Here is an 18,710-nt window from a genome sequence, read left to right on the forward strand (position 1 = left end):
GATCACACCACTTCTTGATTTCTACGAATATATTTAGATAGTAGCATGAATACAACAAAATATCCCATTAATATAAACAAACTTTTCCATTCAGGAGCATGACCTTGCACAATATTCCACGCCCCATTTCCATAATTAAACGACGGAAGCCAGTGGGCTACGCTTTGCATCACTTTTGGCATAATCTCAACAGGCATCCACATTCCCCCGCATACCGCAAGCACCATATAAATGACGTTACTAATCCCAGAAGCCGTTTCGACCCGCTTCATTGAGCCAATTAACGTACCAAGCCCTAAAAACGGAATGGATGCGAAAATAATCCAAAGACCGCTAAATAGCCATTGCGTGAGTGATAATTCAATGTGATTGACAAGTCCGCCTACGATAAAAATAACCAATACTGAAAAACAGTGAATAACCGTTTGGCCAACCATCTGTGCGATAAAGTAAACAGTATCGGAAAGCGGCGTTGTTCGGATATAAACAGACCAACCCGTCGTACGTTCCTGCACCATTCGAATTCCTAATGTCATAATCGCAGAACCCATTACGCTAAAGGAGGTCATAGACATGAGATAATGGGCATTCCATTCTCCTTGATTAGAAGGATTCGTGTTGACGACGTTTGTAAAGATATAATAGAAGATAAGCGGCATACATAAGGACCAAAACACGTAATATCGATTTCGTAAAATACGGATAATTTCTGATTTGCACTGCATAGCTAACATACTCATTTATCCAACCTCCTTCGCTGTAAGTTCACGAAATGCATCTTCTAGCTTTCCTCGTTCAATCTCGATTTGATTCACGTGAAGATTTTTCTGAAATAACGTAAACAGAACTTCATCTGTATCAAGCGTTTCGACAAAAATTCGGCCATTACGAAACGTCCATTGATTCGGGTACAAACGATCTAATACATCTGTAGGTCCCTCATAGCAGAAGGAAACAAACTGCTTTGTTAAACGTGCTTTAATGGAGGAAGGTGTGCCGTCCGCTGCAATTCGTCCGTTATGAAAAAGCAAAATTCGCTCCGCAACATCATCAGCTTCTTGCAAGTAATGAGTCGTAAACAAAATGGTTTTTCCTTGATGGGCCAGAAGCTTAATCGTATCCCAAAATCGCTTTCTAGACTCAATGTCCATTCCGACCGTCGGTTCATCAAAAATAAGCAAGCTTGGATTCCCGGCAAGCGCTAGTGCGAAGTTTAAACGACGCTTTTGACCACCCGATAGCTTCTCAGCCCGTGTTTTGAGATCTTTATCGGATAACCCCGTATACGCAATCAGCTCGTTCATTGATAGCGGATTTTTATAATAGTGGCGAACCATTTCTAAAATCTCTTTTACCTTCAATCCAAGCGGAACGCTCACTTCCTGAAGCATGGTGCCAACCTGCTCTCGAACGCTTTTATTCATTGGCTGCTGATTGAACAAATGCAAGTTCCCACCTGTCGGCTTCATAAGTCCTAAAATCATGGAGATCATCGTTGTTTTTCCAGCTCCGTTTGGTCCAAGCAAGGCCACTACCTCACCTCTTTGAATCGAAAATGACACGTCACTCACCGCTTCCTTCTCACCAAAACGCTTTGAAATACCGTCTACCTTCACAACCTCTGTCATTCCGTCGCACCTCCGTCTTCTCTATACGTTAAGTGTACGCAAAAATCGTGCTACTGCTCAGTAAACTCTGTCATGAAGTAAGGGTGACATTTGTCATTTCTTTACACAAAAAAAGACATTCGCAGGGAATGTCCTCTTATTTCTTCTTGCGAAACACAAATCGGAAAATACGATTCACTGTAGCATATGTAAAACTGGGTAGCGCGAACAAAAAATCAATGAGATAACTGTCCAGTAAACCAGCATCCGCTCGAACATCAGTTGAATCCGGCTCTTCTACGTTCCCTTGTTCCACGATGAATCCTGCGACGTAGATAATCACCCAAAATAGACAGGCCTTTCCTAAAAACGCTACGAACGTTCCATCTCCAAAAATGGTGAGGAGCTCCCAAAGAGCACCAAACCCAATAGGTAAATTGATAAAGAATAACGTTACTAAAAGAAAGACCCGAAAAAGCATTCCTAAACAGCTTCCTTCGTCTTCACCCGGTCTCTGAACCCGTGTCGCTTTCCTTTCTGACAACCTTCCTCACGTCCTCTCATTTGTTCCACCTCTTAGTATAAGAAATGATGGTTTTTTCCGAAATGGGTAGATTTATCCACTTTCTAGGAGATTAAAATCTGCTAGTCTTTTCCCTTAAAACGAAAAAAAGACGCCTAAATAGCGTCCTTTTTGTTAATCTTTTTTAATTTTCATTCCCGGATGAACGTCAGAAGATGGATTTGTTAAGTAGCGATCGCCATGTTCTAGACCCGTCAAGACTGTATACGTCTCTTTGTCTTTTGATTCAACGCTCACTTCTTGCTTTTGCACTTTACCTTTTTTAGCCACGTACACGTAAGTTGTTTTACCTTTTTTCATGACGCTGCTGCGTGGAATCGTAATCTCCATTTGAGAAGGTAAATCCACTTTTGCTGTTACATGATATCCAGGGTAAAGCTTTTCTGAATCGTCTAGCTGTGCTTTAAAAGCATAGACTACTTTTTTGCCTTGATGAGTTGGGTAATCACTAACAGATAAGATGTGACCTTTCCAAGACTGATTGGATACAACATCTGCTTTGATGCGAACCTCTTGGTTTACAGCCATTTCGCTCTTTTGCTTTTCCGTGATGGTACCTTCCATTTGATACGTGCTGTTTGAATAAATCGTCATCACAGGCGCATCCTCTTTGTCTGACCCTGGAGCTGTGTATGTATACTGAGCGCGATCTGCGTCAATGTTTCCAACGACTCCGTCCATCGTGCTATACACGATTGAATCTTGTTTTTTCTTATTAAGCTGATCTTGATCAAGCTTAATTTTTTCTAGCTGTAGGTCCGCAAGCTGCTTGTTCGCCTCTTGCTGTGAAATCGTACGCTCAAGTCCTGGCTTTTTATCGCTGTCAGCTTCCAAGCGGTTAACCTGTTCAGTAAGAGAATCGATGATTTTCTGTGCTTCATCACGATTTGCCTCAGCTACCTTTTGATCAACAGCCTTTTTTGCTAGCTGCAAATCAATATTTGACTGTTCATATTGGAACAGTTGAGCGCCTTTCTGTACAACTTGTCCCTCATTAACAAATACTTGTTGAATTCGACCCTTCGATGAATCCTGGTAAATGGTTTGAGCATCGCTTGGCACGATTTCCCCTTTTACCGTATTCAGCTTATCTGGAGCCGGTTTCGCAATTGTTACCCACTTTAACTTATCATTCATTACATTTGCCGCAATCACTCCACCAACTGCTGCCACGACAAATAATGCAACTACTATCGTGACAATAACATTCGTTTTCTTCGAACGTTTCTCAGCAGAAGCTTGCTCTCGTTGTACTTCCACTCACTAGCACCTCATTAATAGATCTGTCTATTTTTGTATATTTTTGAAATAATACCAGTCTATTATAATACTTAAAAGACATAAAGAAAACTTTTACCTAAAAACCGCGCAATAATTAGGTCATTAGTCACCGATAAAAATAACCACACAATTACCAACTTATCCTATGAAAAGATACTTACTCACTTGAAATCTGTATGTTCTTCTAGGTCCTCCTGCTCTGCGTCGGTTAACATCGACAGTAAAAAACACTCCCAGTCCTTGTCACTTAAATAAAAGAAATCTAAATAACTTGATTCAAATTCATATCCAGAGTCCTCCCGCTGAATAACCCTTCTGCGTCCATACTCATCATTCTGCGCTGAATACATGTGCTGCAGGTTTGATACAAGCTGATGAAATCTCATCTCAGGGAACTTCTCCCAAACCTGTTTTAATAAAAATATGATCCGTTCAATATTTGGTTTTTCTCTCATACCATCACTCCTTTTATTTAAATAAACGTTGTTTAAACATGTAAAAACAAAATGAATTAGTCTGACTTTCGCCTCTTCTTTATCGTTTTAACAACATTTCATACCCATCCTTGCATCATTACGAACTTCTTCAAGGTTTGAGTTGTACATGGTTTGTACGTTTTAAAGAAAATCCAAATTATGTATCTTAATCATGTAGCACAATTATGACTATACAATAAGGGTTGGACCATAAATGGCTGTTCTACCTTTTAAAGGACATATTTTAATTTTTCTACTCGAATGTCTACTTCATGTCCTCACACGCCTAATAAAAGAAAAATAACTAAATTAACGTTTATTAATTTGTAAAAAAAGGGTATTGCATGAGCAAATGGTCTCAAACTATGTTGCCTTTCACGAAAATTGACTTATGTAAAAAAACGGAAAAACATTTTACAATTGATGTGAGCGCTGTACACAAAGAAGAATATTGAGTGTGCAGTCAGAATGAATAACATTGGAGGCAACCTATGTTTAAACGAAAAAAACATCTATTCTTTTGTTTAGTAAGCGGTCTACTGTTAGGAGGATGCCAAGTGAGCAATGGTGGAAATGAACCAATGGAGAAAAAGCCTAGTGAGTTGAAGGCAGAAGACTTACCAAAAGACAAAGCTCTTCAACATTCATTTACGAGGGAGTTTATGAAATCTACAGATGAATCTGAAAAGGGATACTATACGTTTGACTCAAAAACTGGGCGCTATACGATGTTATTTCCGAAAGACGGATCTATTTCTGAAGAAGGCTATTCAAATGAGAAAAGCAAAACAGAGTCTTTTTTAGCGGGAATTAAAAACAAAGATCTTCCGAATGCCTCTTTAAGTGTGAGTTACAACGCAGAAACATCTAACACTGAGAAAGGAATTAGCTATTCCTTAAAATTTTTAAAGAGCCAGGCTGATATGAAGGAGCCCTTTCAAGAGGAAAAAACTAATGCTGCTATCATTCATTGGGCACCTTTCACAATTGACCGGGACGCATACGGATACGGGGCCTATATTCATCCTACTACAGGAAAAGGTGGTATTGAGGCCATCTATTCTGTCGAATGTGATCGTGCAACGAAATGTGAGGCTAATGAAGACGCGAAGAAACAAGCATTACACATTTTCGCTTCTGTAAAGTTCAGTAAAGAAAGTAGCAAAGCAAATGAGTGACAACCAAGTACTAGATACGAATGAATTGCGGCTTCGATTAACAAATTTACAGTATCAAAACATGAGCAATGAACAATTTAGTGCGGAAGTACAGCGCATTTATATGGAGGAAACCGGCGAGAAGCTACCCGTGTCTGTTCAGGTTGTGCGTTCTTCCGACTTGAAGAAAGTAAATAGTGATATCCCCTCTTCTTATGATGGTACAGCCATCCATTTTTACTCCAAAGAAAAAAACACTAATGAAATATACGTGATTTCTCAAGGTTCAGCACAGCTTGATGATTGGACCTACAATATTCGTGCTATGCAAGCGGGAAAAGAAAATAGTCAAGCCAAAAATACGGATATATTCGCCCAAGAAGCAAAAGAAAAATTTATGAAGGAATCAAAGATGGACACGGATGCGACAATGATTGGGCTATCACATTCACTCGCACACAACAACAACACCGTGTCACAGCTTATGTTTGATACGTTTGATGAGATTTATAGCGCAAATGGAGCGCAAACCAATTACTATCAACAGTACAACACGGACGCCACGTTTCGCGCCAAGGTAAACAAGGAGTTTAACATCGATTACGGCGACGAAAGAAAAGTATACGATGTTAACCCTGCTCAACTAGAATCTTTTGCCCTCTCGTATTACGGAAAAAAAGGAGCCAACGTCCATCAATTAATTTCGTCCGATGATCCGTTAAATGCGATCAGTAGTAACACACGTGGTTTTTTTACACTCGGTGACGTAACCGTAATCGATACGGACGCCGAACATCCCGGTCTTCAGTCGCTAATGGGGAAAATGCCTGATAGCGAGGTTGCAGACCTTCAGAAAATAGCCATTGAATACGCTGATATGTACGCAAAGAATGCAAGCAATAATGAGATTATTCAAGAGCTAACAGGTGTCAACATGGACCTCGTAACTAAATTCCAAGAAAGCGATGGCATCTGGGGAGGGATTAAAACCTATTTTACAGATAGCAAAGAAATTGACGATATGATCGAAGACGTAAACGAAAAGTTCCCTCCCCTTTTAGATAAAGTAAAAAAAGTCACAAGCAATTCCGATGCCATTTTCGATGATTTGTATAAAGGGAATTACATTTCCGCTGATCAAAAAAAGGTTGCCGTAGAGGAAATGAACAATATTCAAGACATTTTAGATGATATGGAGCAGTCGATCAGTGACATGCAGGCCACCAGGGATCTTGCGGCTTCTGGGTATGAAACGTCAGTTTTAGGCGGAGACATTGGGTCTGGAATTCGATTGTTTAATGATGCGAAGAAATTAGCGAAGAGCTTTGAGAATTTAAATAAGGCGCTTGGCCCTGCAATGGACATCATTGGGAAAGGCCACAGTATTAACGAAATATTAAATGCGCTCGCAATAGGAGAAAACAAGGCCTATATTGGCGGAGATATGATCTTAATGTCTGGAAAAAATCAAGAAATTAAGATTAACATTTCAGCAGCGGTTCGCATGTACCAAGAAGGACAGGCGTCTCTAGCAGAAAAAAGCACGCTAATCACAAAGTATAGCAATGCTTTTCAGCAGGAAGTGACGGAAGACTCTGCACAGCAAAAGCAAAAAATAATGACGGAGATTAATGATATCGAAGGGAACCCAAGTGCTCATATGGATTTATTAATGAGACATATTTTCTCCATATACCCTATTCGAGTAGAAAGTGCCCAGGTACACGATAATTTACAGCCGTTAACAGGTCTCGATATTTCACATATTATTGATGAGCTCAATAAAACTGTAACGGAAAGCAATAAATTTTTAGAGTCGACCCGCTCTGGAATTGAGAAGCTATTTGTGAAAGACCATGACGTCAGTATGTTGTTTGACTTATATGCAGGAGGTAAATGACAAATGGAGTTATCTGAAAGTAAATCGATCCGTTTCTATGATCGCATTTTACCTAAAGAAGATTTAACAGGAAAAGCAAAGATTTTCCAAGCGATTACAGACGAAATCGCAAAGATTGATCATGAGCTTGAAAAAAAAATTGAGAAGATTTCGGTTGAAGATAAAGCAACGGGGGAAATTGTTAATGCCATTTTAGAAAAAGCACGCGAACAAACATCTCAGCACCTTGCTTTATTAGAAAACGTTGATGACCAAATGACAAAAATAATCTCCTCCTACGATCAGCAAGTGGACGCAATGAAAAGCCAAAGCATGACTTTCTGCTACTTAGAAGAGAAAATAGGCTCTCTTACTCTCCCACTCTCTTCTTCTCCATTCGTTCCTAAAAAAACGCCTCCGTTTAAATAAATGACCCCGCAGCTTCATTTGTGATGCTGCGGGGTTGTTTTTGATTCGCTTCATCCATTAAATTTAACCACACAAAGACTAAATAAGCGCTGTTGACAATGAAACTTATTAGAATATGGGAATGTAAGTCACTAAAAAGAGAGACCTGTTGCCGCAGGTCTCTCTTTTCTACTCTTAAAATCCGCCTTCTGCCTCCACTTTGGCAATTGCTTTTTCTGTACAAAAATCAAAATAGCGCTTGCAGATGTCCAGCAGTTCATCTTTTTTGACGATTTCATTTAGCCATTCTTCTGGAAGTCCTTCCTTATGATAGCACATGCCTGCCATCGTTCCAGCTATTAATCCAATCGTATCCGTATCTCCACCTAGATTAACTGCTTCTAACACAATGTCTCGATAGTTATCATGCTTTAAAAAGCTCCATAGCGCTGCTTCTAATGAATGAACCACATAACCATCTGACACGATCTCGTCTTTTGATAAATCTGGAATACTTAAATTCAACACGCGTTCGTAGGCAGGAAACTCTTTTTCGTATTTGGTACCTTTTAAATAGTTTAGGCATATCTCTGCTGCTTGCTTATAAGCCTTTAACGGCTTATTGTTATTAAACAAACCTAGGAGAAATTCGATATAAAACACACATCCTAAAGTAGATCGAGGATGTCTATGCGTCACATGAGCAATTTCTTCTACAAGCTTTAGACGATTATCGAAATTAAATTCTTTGAATAACAGAAACACAAGAGGGGAAATTCTCATCAATGCACCGTTTCCATTGTCACTTTCTAATCCTCCACCCCACTGATCGGCAGAAAAGCCCGATAAAAATCGGTCAACGGACTGTTCAGTTGTTCGCCCAATATCAAACATGTGGCCATGCGGCGTCATATATCCATGGTCACGCCAATCAGCAAACTTGCGCATCAGCCCTTCAAGGTCTTGTTCTTCCATTAAGTTTTCCATTAAACAAAATGTCATCGTGGTGTCATCAGACCATGTTCCAGGTGGCTGGTTGTACGTTCCGTAGCCTGTTATTCCTGTAATGTTGAATCCGCCTCGTCCCATAAATTCAACCGGAACACCGATCGCATCTGCAATTACTCCACCCATAATCGCTGGAATCAACCGTCTCTTTATACGTAATGCTAAATAACTGCGGTCATCCGCATCCCAACGTTCTAGTAATGAACTTCTAGTCAATTACGTCACCTACTTTTTATTATTTTTTTACTAAATCTGCTTTAATATATATTTTACCATCAATATCAGGACCATCTGAAATCTCTCGAATAATTAGCTCGTGCCCAAGATCAAATAGAATTTCTGCCTCCATCTGATGCCTACTCATATGTCCAATATAGGCACCGTTTGCACCCTCGGGTACATTGATGGTCCAGTTAACCATTTTCTCAAATGCGGAGCTACTCGTAGCAGATGTGCTTAAAAATCCCTCTTCTTTGAACGTTTGACCTAGTAATTCATAGAAATCAAATTCATTAAAGTTATTTGCTGGTAACATACTTTCAAGGGCATCTATATTCGTACCACGATAAACCGTTAATGGCTCTGGTGTCTCTGCCCGCATCAATGCATTATGAACCGCGCTAATTTTAATGCGAACATCCTCGCTAACGAAGTCGTCTTTTCCGCGCAAATAATTGTTCATATCCTCGTAGTACTGACTACCCGTATAGTCACGAATACCATCTTTTTCTTGCTGAGTAAGCTGATTTTCCCACTCTTTATAGTTCTCTATTCCCCATTCTTCTGCTTCAAATATATGTTTAAAACGCTCTGGTTTTGCATTTGCATTCGAACCGCCATGATTGCGGAAAAATTGTACGTCCGGCTCATTTACATGAAGAGGTCCGCCTGATCCGTATTCAAATGCAAGCTGACTTGCCTCATCATTTGAGAACCAGCTCATATTGCGATAAGACTCGAGTAGGGACGTTGTTTTACTATTTAGAGCCTTTGCGTGCTTTTTGGCAAATTCTTTCGTCCCCTTCGCAAACTTAGACGCTCTTGACACTTTTGAAAGCTTATCAATGCCTTTTCCGCCCAATAATCCGACTCCAATTTCTGTTCCCATAAAAGCAATCCAGTGTGAACGCTGCTGAGCATTCCCGTGTACCATCTCTTCGTTCCATGACTTTGCAATTTGTTTGCCAGTAGCAACAGCCACCTCATCTAAATGCGTTGCTGCATAGCCAATTCCTTGAGCCGTTTTAATGGGATGCTTCACCATTGAAACAGTTCCTTCAACCGTATCCTTAATCGCATCTCCTGCTCCGGATACTACTCCGTCCCACGAGCGCTGAAAAATATTTTTTTCTTCTTTTTTAGTATGTAATCGATTTGCTTTTTGAACCTCTGCTTGATGCTTGGCTCTTACCTGCTCGCGGTATGCTTGTCGCTCAAGCTTCTTCTCCTTCACATAAGCAGTCGCAAATTCATTCGTTTCTTTTTGAACTTGATACGCACGACTACTATGGTATGCTTTTTCATTAAAATATATAGGCGAAGATTCTCCGCTACGTTCTGTGGCATTCATCAACGACTGAATGCCCGCGTTAACCGCCTGATACAACAGCTCTAGCAACTTATAGTCACTGAGAAGCTCTTGATCTAATGACTCTACGTCATCAACGGTGTGAGTTCGTTCCTTCTTTGCTTCATCCATGTCCTTTTCAAACACTTTTGTTGAAAAAGGACGGAGAGACACAATATCATCAATGCTAGCTAAAATTTTCTCTAGGCTGCTTTTCTGCTCATCCACCATGCTGCGTGATTGCTTCTCACCAGCATCTAGATTTTGAGTAAGAAACGACACATCCACAAACGTCCCTTTCGGAAGATCTGCTTTTGCAATCTTTGTTTTTACCGTTTTAAAAAAGGCGATCTGGGTGTGGATTAAGTTCAGCCACTGATTTGCAATATCTTCATGCCCTTTATAAAAGGACTTGATATTGTCAGCACCTTTGCCCTTAAAATCATTCTCTAAGTTTGCTACGCCCTCAAACGCTTTTTTCAAGGTTTGGATTTGCGCCTGTAGCTTTTTATATGAATCTACGCGCTTCTCCGCTGCCTCCAAAAGCGTATCAGCTTCATATACGGCATTTTTCAATACAAAAAACCTCTCTTTTCATCAAAGATCAATCTTCATTTATGACTCTTTTTTCCATACCCCATCATTATACGCTCCTGCCATCTCTTTCTAAATAGGTCGTTTTCTTTAGGTCTTTGTGTGGGATTTCGGTTACAAACTACTTATTTTGCACCTCACTAACCTAGTACATACTATGAGACTAAACAAAAAAAGAAGTGGATGTTGTAATCCACTTCTCTGCAAACACTGATAGTTGCTTACTATATTTCTAAGAAACAAAGAATAATTCACTTCTACTTTGAAACCATATAACAATTATTTAACAAAAATTCATTTCTGATAATTTCTTACGTTAATTCTATACCGAACTATTTGTATAATCTACTTTTATCTAAAATACATTACAAAAAAACCTTCCAGGCAAAAAGAATTTCAATTGAAATTCTTTTTGCCCTAGAAGGAATTTATTAAAACTTTATGCTACGTATGTTTAATTTGGTTTCTAAATTAAGGAGTTACTACAACTGGTGTAGTATCTACTTCAGAAGTACTAGCAACCACAGAACCAACTTTTAATTTGTTGCCTGCAACGTCTTTTACATTGATTACAGCATTGCTTGGCCCTTCAGGAACTACGCTGATAGTAGAATTTTGAGCAATATTTACATCGTCAGCCAAAGTTACATAGACAAACTTAGCATTTGTAGAATCTTTTGCAAGATTGCTAATAGTAGCTGTGTTACCATTAACTACTACTTTAAAGTCTGCAATAGTTGCAGCGTCACTAGTTATTGCATCAAGATTTTCACTAAATGTCAGCTTGATTTTTCTAGTAGTAGTGGATGTAGATGTAGCTTTTTCATAGATAGCAGATGTTAATTCAGGTGAAACATTGTCTGTAAATGTTAACAACTTTTCAACAGGTGCTTTTGTTTGAGCATTCACTACAACACGACTACCTACTGCATTTTTAACGTTAGTACTAATAGTTAATTTTGCATCTTGTGTTTTGCTATAAGTTCCAGTAGGTAAAGTAATTACTACTATCTGTTTTCCGCCTACAAAATCTATAGTCGTTCCACTTGGAAGAGCAACACCATCAATTTTATAGTTAGTTAAATCTTTAGCACTTGAATCCATGTTTTCACCATAATTGATAGTGATTTTTCCGTCTAAAGCTACAGTATTAGTCGTAATAATTGCTGCTGTTTTTTCAACAACAGGTGTTGAATTACTAGTTGATACAACGCTTGTAAGGAAAGCTGTATTAACGTTAGTGTTTACAGAATAAGAACCTGCTGCAGTATCTTTTGCAAATTTTACAGCTCCTGCTTTAAATTCTACAGAATAAGGCTCATTTGCAACAGAATAAGAAGGTGTAGAAGTAGCTAAGTTTATGTGTAAGATGGATTTATTAGTACCATCTACACTTACGCTTGCTCCATTTAACACTACGCCATCTTTGTCTCGAACAATGATCTTAGAGTTATCAGTAGCAGTACCATCCAAAGGTCCATTAAACTTCAGATTTAAAGTTGAACCTGTGATAGAATTTAAGTTTGTATTTGTTACAGCTGGTGTTAAAGTATCTGCTGATAAAGTTACAGAAGTATCAACAGGTTGCCCTAACAAGTTAGCATTATCTTTATAATTTTTAACATTAACACTTAGAGAAGAAGAAGTTTCACTACCAGCATACAACGGATTCAGCGCACCGCTGACATCTTCTTTTACAGAAACGATATAAGAATTCAGTACGTTTGGATCTTCTGCAACTTCAACTTGACCTGCTCCAGTACCAACTGGGAATGTATAGTTTCCTTTTTTAACTGTAACTGTTGGTGGTACAGATAAAGCTTCGCTGAACACAACGCGGAATGAACGGCTGTTTACAGCTTCAACTTTTGATACTACTGGAGCAGTAACGTCAGCTGATACAGTATATTTAGTAGTACTTACAGACGTAACATTAGGGTTTAGAGCTAACACATCAGTCGCATTGTATACTACTACTTCGTGATCTCCATTAGAGAAATAATCATTTGTAGCACTAATATCAGCACTTGTTAAAGTGTAAACGCCTGTCACGCTTGAAGCAGTAAAGTTTCCAGGAACAGTTACTCCATCAACTTTCACTGAGAAACCGCTAGCAGTTGGGGCTACAGGCTCACTGAAAGTTAATTGTACTTTTTTATTAGAACCGCTTCCAGCTACAACTTTAGCTCCTAAAAGCGTTGGTGCCACATTATCAGAGAATGTTTGTTCATTTCCAATGTATTTGTTAATTTTTTGATAGTCTGTTGTTACTACACCATCACTTACATGAACAGCATATTTATCGGCATTAGCCAGAGGCGTTACTAATTGGAATGTTACACTTCTACCGTCTTCAGATAATGTTCCTTTTTCACCTGAAGTACCTACCAATGCAGATGCAACTAATGTTGTACCATTTAGTTTTAGTGTGTAGTTTCCTTCGTTAATTGCAGATGCTTCGTTTACTTCTTTATTGAAAGTAACTTTGATTTCTTTTGCGTTGATTGCAGATGCAGATTGCACTTCAGCAACTAAAGGTGCTTTAACAGTTACTTCACGTACTACTGGTTTTGCTTCATTACCAGCACTGTCTTTAGCAGTATAAGTAATTGTATAAGTACCTGTCACTTTAGTATCGATATTGGTAATTACTTTACCTGCAGCATCTTTAATTTCAGTTTTTACATCTACTTGTTTATCTTTATTATCCTTAACAGTTACCCCAGCATCAACATATGATGAACCAAAGTCAACCGCTACTTTTGCATCACCTGTTAAAGTAATTACAGGAGCTTCAGTATCTGGATCTTCTGGTAATCTTTCAACATTGTATAAGAAAATGGCAAATTGGCCACGAGTAATTTCTGACGTTGTTCCAAACATGTCAGCAGTTGTACCACTAGCTACTTTGTTTGAGTAAAGTGCTAATACAGCATCTGTATAGATACCTGTTGCATCTTTAAATGGATTTTTAACATCTGCAACAGCTTTTAAGCCATAAGCTTTTGCTACGATGATTGCCATTTCACCACGAGTGATGTTAGCATCAGGCTTAAATTCAGTAGCAGTTTTACCACTAATAATTCCAGCTTCTTTAAGTGGATTAACAGCTTTTGCTACACGATCGTTGATATCTTTGAAGCCAGCGTCTTTAGCTTCTTTTCCATAAACGTCTAGAGCATTAGCTACCATGATCGCAGCGTCGCCACGTTTAATTTTTAATTGAACACCGAATGTATCTTTATCAATACCGCTAGCAATACCTTTTTCGATAAGATAGTTTACAGCATCCTTATAGATTCCTGAAGCATCAGTTGCAGCAAATGATGCTAATGGAGCAACAGCACCAGCGACCATAGTAGCAGTAGCAGCAGTTGCGATAAATTTACGATAAGACTTAGGTTGGTAAGCCATGTAATAAATCCTCCCCGTTTTGTACAAAGTTTATTATTATGAATCGAAGGTTGGTCCAACGATTGATAACGATGGTTAATTATTGCCTCACACTCTACTTTTTTCTCATACATTTTCCATTTCATTATGTATTAAGAATCATATAAAAGTTTGCCTTAAGTTACTTATGAACTATTTTGACCAACTATTCAAAAAAGTAGAATAAAAGCTTCGTAGATAATTCTACCAAAAAAGAATAATATTTCAACTATTTTTTACATTAAAATGCATAAAAAGATGAAATATGTAAAAATATATACTTTTTTACCAAGTAACATTTAACCTTATATGGTAAAAAACAGAAACAAATATGATTATACACACATAAAGTAAATATTGGAAGACTTTTTTGTTAATTTTTTATAAAAAATTAGTTCATAAATCCTTATTATGATAGAACTATTATTTTCTCAAAAAAATAACAAATTGCTTAATGATTATTTCGTGAATACCGTGTTGTCAGTCAGAATCACTTTCATCATGTGGTAAGTGTATATGTGCCATACTGAGTAGTTATGAAAATGGTTCTAGTTACATGTGCGTAACCGCTTGTTCTTTTATTGATATCGGTTAATGATCTCTGTTCTTTAGCTTTTTTTCTGTTTTTCTGCACTTTAAAAAGGATCGAGCACTAAAGTAGCAATACTTGGCCCTTCTATTAAGAAGATTGATCACCTTTTAACAAAGAGTACATATATAAATCATCAAACTTCCCTGCTCCATATTCGTAATGACGGAGCAGCCCCTCTTTTATAAAGCCCCTTTTCTCTACTAGTCTCTGAGATGGGATATTATCAGGTTCAATAAGTGCCTGAATTCTCTCTAACTGAAGATGCTGAAATCCATATTGAATGACAGCCATCATTGCTTCAATCGCAATCCCCGTTCCCCAATAATGACTGCTCAGCTCATAACCAATATCCGCACGAAAATGCTTTGCCTCACGATTCAAAAACCCGCAGCTACCAATTACCTTGTTGCTCTCCTTCAAACTAATTCCAAACCGTATACCTGTTTCCTCGCGATAAATTGACTCATACCAATCTACCTCGTCACGAACCTCTTCAATCGTCTGAAAAGCAGGTAGACCCACATGCCTCATTACCTTCTCATCAGACAAATACAAAAACATATCTGCAAAATCTGCTGAAGTAACTCTCCTCATAACCAAACGTTCCGTCTCTAATACTGGAAACTCACTCATTTATAAATCACTCCCTACGTTTACTTAACTAAAATTTAACATATAAGGAATTAAACAGGGTGAAAATTAAAGATATAGACCATTTTGCTAGGAATTAGAATTGAAGGGTTGAGTCCATTTGCTGTGTGTACACACCTGGGACACCTGGGGAGAATTTATATAAAGCTGATCACATTTAAATGAACTACTTTAAGTAAATAGAGAAAAGTGTGTGGGAAGCCATTTAGAACATCTCAACTCCAATCTAAGGATCGCAGTGAAAGATGCGAAGACTCCTGTGGGACTAGTGGGTAAGCTGAGATCCCGCAGGAAACGAAGTGACGAGGAAGCTCAGCGCCCGCCCCATGGAAAGCGAAGCGATCTGTAACGGAGAGCCGCTCTTATCATTTAAGTTACTCTAGTAGTTAAAAGAAAACATGATGAAGCTTCGGAGAAACAGTATGACCGCTAACTGCACAACTCCAACGAACTAAGGATCGTAGTGAAAGATGCGGAGACTCCTGCAGGACTAGCGAGTCAGGTGAGATCCCGCAGGAAACGAAGTGATGAGGAAGCTCAGCGCCCACCCCACGGAAAGCGAAGCAATCTGTAACGAAGATCCGCTCTTATCATTTAAGTTACTCTAGCAGTTAAAAGAAAACATGATGAAGCTTCGGAGAAACAGTATGACCGCTAACTGCACAACTCCAACGAACTAAGGATCGTAGTGAAAGATGCGGAGACTCCTGCAGGACTAGCGAGTCAGGTGAGATCCCGCAGGAACGAAGTGACGAGGAAGCTCAGCGCTCGCCCCGCGGAAAGCGAAGCAGTCTGTAACGAAGATCCGAATCGATAAAAAAAACGCACCAAAGTCTTATAAAAGACCCTGGTACGTTTTGATTGTTGCATCAGCTAACTGCTTCACAGAATAATTCGCTGATGCTTTCTTATATAGATTCATCCCTTTTTGAGAAAGCTCACCTGTTGCCTTCTCGTGGAACGCTTCTCTGATCGCTCCGGCAATCGCTCCGGCATCCTTCGTTGGAATGATCCAACCAAGCGATGAATCAGAAATCATATCCTTCACGCCGCCCACATCTGTCGAAATAACCGGCACGTGTGCTCTCGCTGACTCTAAGATTACAAGCGGGAAACTCTCGCTATACGACGCAAGTAGCTTCACATCCGATAGCGACAAGAACGAATGAACATCCTTTTGGAATCCTGCAAAGAGAACATGATGCTCTAAGCTCTTCTCTTTTACAAGTGACTTCAGCTCATCCTCCATCGGCCCATTCCCAACTGATAAGAGCTTCACATTTGGAATCTCATCCTTTAGCTGACAAATCGCCTCAAACGTCTCTTTATGACCCTTGATTGGATGAAGACGCGCAACCATCGTTACAACGAAATCCGTCTCAGCAAGGCCGACTTCCTGACGCGTAAGCTTATTCTCCAATGGAAGATCAAACTCAATGCCGTTGTAGATCGTGGTGATTTTAGACGAATTCACACCAAACCCTACGATCATATCTTTAAATCGCTCGGACACCGCGAAGAAATGATCAATGGACTTGATAACCGCCATGTTAATCTTCGTGAAAATCTTCCCTTTCACGCCGCCCTTAATGAAGTCCTGACGTGGATCACTGTGAATCGTCGTAATCCATGTGAACTTCATTGTTTTGCGAAGCAGAAACGTGAACGTATTGGCGCGTGGCCCGTGCGTATGAATAATATCAATTCGATTCTCTTTCATAAATCGACGAATTGACGTTAAAATTGAAAAGTCATAGCGTGACTTTTGCTTGAATACCGTAACAGGAACTCCTGCCTGGCGTGCTTCCTCTGAAAGAAGCCCCTCCTGAAACACGCCTAGGAATACATCTTCCGTTCCAATATGTCGTAATAAGGAAATAAGGTGGTTTTTTGAACCACCCGTTTCCCCTCCGCTAATTAAGTGTAAAACTCTCATAGCAAACTCTTCCTTCTCATTTCAATTCCAGTTGCGACTGCTCCGAGCATCATGAAGAAGTAAGCTGTAAACGTCTTATCCTCCCAGATGTTGTAGATCAATCCGCAGAATAAAATACCGAATAACACGGCTAGAACTGGTGCAGCCATGACTGTATCATGACGTTTCTTCCATAGATAAACGACCATACCAAGTAAGAATACCGCAAACAGAACGACGCCGATGATCCCTGTTTCCGTGATCACGACAATGTACTGGTTGTCCGCATAAATGTTCACTGTAATATCATAGTCTTTATAAATCGGTGATGGATTGCTTTTCGCAGCTGAATCACCGTACGTTGCAAATCCAGTTCCGATAATTGGATGGTCTTTGAACACTTCAAAGCCTTTTTTCACGATGAACAAGCGACCTGTTTGGCTACTTTGCTCTAACGTTTCACTGCTGAACGTTTTATTGAGACGATCTGATGCAGCTGAATGTTCTTTATCGTTGCCTTGATCTTCCCCGTTGTCACCAGGCTCCAAATCATCTCCGTTATCCTCAGGCTGCTGGTCTGGAGGTAGGTTTTCCATCTCTTTTTGAGAGTGATAGGCATCGGCAGCTTTTACGACTGGATAGTACACAATTGCCGTGGCGAAAACACCTAAAATAACGGTTTGGACGAGCACTCTCCAGTTACGAGTCAGGATCATGTACACCACAAGTGCAATAATTAGTCCAATCCACGTACCTCGTGAATACGTTAAGATGGTAATGCCAAGCATCAGAATCATTCCGACGTTTAGAATTCCCTTTGTTGACGCTCTCACAACGAGACGTTTTAAATACAGCGTCAGCATAAATGAGATCGATAGGAATACCGCTAGCATGTTCGGGTTGTTTATTAAACCGTAGATACGGGAACGGTTATTAGGAGAAAGCATGCGATCAACCCAGAATTGCGGCATTAGCATCGAACGATCGGAGATTTTCTCCACGATTCCGTGAATACATAGTACAACCGCAATGATGAAGGTTGTCCATAAAAATTTCAGTACGTCTTCTTTTTTTACATCTAGGCGTCTTACGACATAGAATAAAATAAACGTTACAAGAAATGCGCGTAGCTGGAACACGATTGCTCCAAGGCTAACGCCTGTAATGAGTCCTGCAACAGCACCGACTGCACAGAATAAAATAAAGGCCCACTCAAACACGTGCAGTTTGAAGATGGATTTTACATCTCTACGAGAATCAATTAACACTCGTAGGAACGCAATCACGATGATCGCATCACCCATGATTTTTAAACTTGGGTTCACCTGCATTAAAAATGATCGCGTTGGGAAGTAGATTAATAAGAGCATTAGTCCATTTTTCGGTGAGAATAGCGTTAGTGCCATGAAGACAAGCGTAACGGCATACCCCACGATGCTATGTGGAACGACTAATGCGACTGCTAATAAAATCACAGCAACATACAAAAACCAAAAGTCTCTCCAATTTACATTCATGAATTGAATCCTTTCTTGCATAAAAGTTAAGTATTAGTTCACT

General features: G+C 39.4%; 14 protein-coding genes. 3 read left to right on the forward strand and 11 right to left on the reverse strand.

The window, feature by feature from the left end; genetic code table 11:
• Nucleotides 1-2 precede the first annotated feature (2 nt).
• The 5 genes from AMD01_RS22375 to AMD01_RS22395 form a co-directional block, all read right to left on the reverse strand.
• Nucleotides 3-740 carry an ABC transporter permease gene (locus tag AMD01_RS22375; protein WP_053403667.1) on the reverse strand — a complete coding sequence of 246 codons (738 nt, stop codon included), beginning with the start codon at nt 738-740 and terminating at the stop codon, nt 3-5.
• Complete coding sequence (locus AMD01_RS22380; RefSeq protein ID WP_053403668.1) at nt 741-1,628, reverse strand: ABC transporter ATP-binding protein; 888 nt, start codon at nt 1,626-1,628, stop codon at nt 741-743.
• A 136-nt stretch (nt 1,629-1,764) separates the two neighbouring features.
• On the reverse strand, nt 1,765-2,088 hold the full coding sequence (locus tag AMD01_RS22385) for a hypothetical protein (protein WP_053403669.1): 324 nt from the start codon (nt 2,086-2,088) through the stop codon (nt 1,765-1,767).
• Between the two features lie 216 nt (nt 2,089-2,304).
• Nucleotides 2,305-3,450, reverse strand: coding sequence for an efflux RND transporter periplasmic adaptor subunit (locus AMD01_RS22390; RefSeq protein ID WP_053403670.1), 1,146 nt, complete (start codon nt 3,448-3,450; stop codon nt 2,305-2,307).
• Nucleotides 3,451-3,632: 182 nt separating this feature from the next.
• On the reverse strand, nt 3,633-3,926 hold the full coding sequence (locus AMD01_RS22395) for a hypothetical protein (RefSeq protein WP_053403671.1): 294 nt from the start codon (nt 3,924-3,926) through the stop codon (nt 3,633-3,635).
• A 512-nt stretch (nt 3,927-4,438) separates the two neighbouring features.
• Between AMD01_RS22395 and AMD01_RS22400 the strand changes: the two genes are divergently transcribed.
• The 3 genes from AMD01_RS22400 to AMD01_RS22410 are packed head-to-tail and all read left to right on the forward strand — an operon-like array spanning nt 4,439 to nt 7,412.
• Nucleotides 4,439-5,125, forward strand: coding sequence for a hypothetical protein (locus AMD01_RS22400; RefSeq protein WP_157052826.1), 687 nt, complete (start codon nt 4,439-4,441; stop codon nt 5,123-5,125).
• Nucleotides 5,118-7,004, forward strand: coding sequence for a DUF6792 domain-containing protein (locus tag AMD01_RS22405; protein WP_053403673.1), 1,887 nt, complete (start codon nt 5,118-5,120; stop codon nt 7,002-7,004). The genes AMD01_RS22400 and AMD01_RS22405 overlap by 8 nt, the downstream gene beginning before the upstream one ends.
• 3 nt (nt 7,005-7,007) lie before the next feature.
• Nucleotides 7,008-7,412 (forward strand): hypothetical protein, encoded by a 405-nt coding sequence (locus AMD01_RS22410; protein ID WP_053403674.1) that lies wholly within the window; start codon nt 7,008-7,010, stop codon nt 7,410-7,412.
• A 174-nt stretch (nt 7,413-7,586) separates the two neighbouring features.
• On the opposite strand, the gene AMD01_RS22415 is transcribed toward AMD01_RS22410, so the two are convergent.
• The 6 genes from AMD01_RS22415 to AMD01_RS22440 all read right to left on the reverse strand — a co-directional run bounded on the left by AMD01_RS22415 (nt 7,587) and on the right by AMD01_RS22440 (nt 18,667).
• Nucleotides 7,587-8,615, reverse strand: coding sequence for an ADP-ribosylglycohydrolase family protein (locus tag AMD01_RS22415; protein ID WP_245639000.1), 1,029 nt, complete (start codon nt 8,613-8,615; stop codon nt 7,587-7,589).
• 19 nt (nt 8,616-8,634) lie between these two features.
• The gene (locus AMD01_RS22420) at nt 8,635-10,542 is read right to left on the reverse strand and encodes a T7SS effector LXG polymorphic toxin (RefSeq protein WP_053403675.1); all 1,908 of its coding nucleotides are present in this window, start codon (nt 10,540-10,542) and stop codon (nt 8,635-8,637) included.
• A 489-nt stretch (nt 10,543-11,031) separates the two neighbouring features.
• Nucleotides 11,032-13,974: an S-layer homology domain-containing protein gene (locus tag AMD01_RS22425; protein WP_053403676.1), complete on the reverse strand. Its 2,943-nt coding sequence runs from the start codon at nt 13,972-13,974 to the stop codon at nt 11,032-11,034.
• Between the two features lie 697 nt (nt 13,975-14,671).
• Nucleotides 14,672-15,217, reverse strand: coding sequence for a GNAT family N-acetyltransferase (locus AMD01_RS22430; RefSeq protein WP_053403677.1), 546 nt, complete (start codon nt 15,215-15,217; stop codon nt 14,672-14,674).
• A gap of 853 nt (nt 15,218-16,070) precedes the next feature.
• Nucleotides 16,071-17,171, reverse strand: a complete 1,101-nt coding sequence (locus tag AMD01_RS22435) for a glycosyltransferase family 4 protein (RefSeq protein WP_053403678.1) — start codon at nt 17,169-17,171, stop codon at nt 16,071-16,073.
• On the reverse strand, nt 17,168-18,667 hold the full coding sequence (locus AMD01_RS22440; RefSeq protein ID WP_053403679.1) for an O-antigen ligase family protein: 1,500 nt from the start codon (nt 18,665-18,667) through the stop codon (nt 17,168-17,170). The genes AMD01_RS22435 and AMD01_RS22440 overlap by 4 nt, the downstream gene beginning before the upstream one ends.
• Nucleotides 18,668-18,710: the final 43 nt, after the last annotated feature.

Origin of the sequence: Priestia koreensis, assembly GCF_001274935.1 — a bacterium.
GTDB classification, from domain to species: domain Bacteria; phylum Bacillota; class Bacilli; order Bacillales; family Bacillaceae_H; genus Bacillus_AG; species Bacillus_AG koreensis.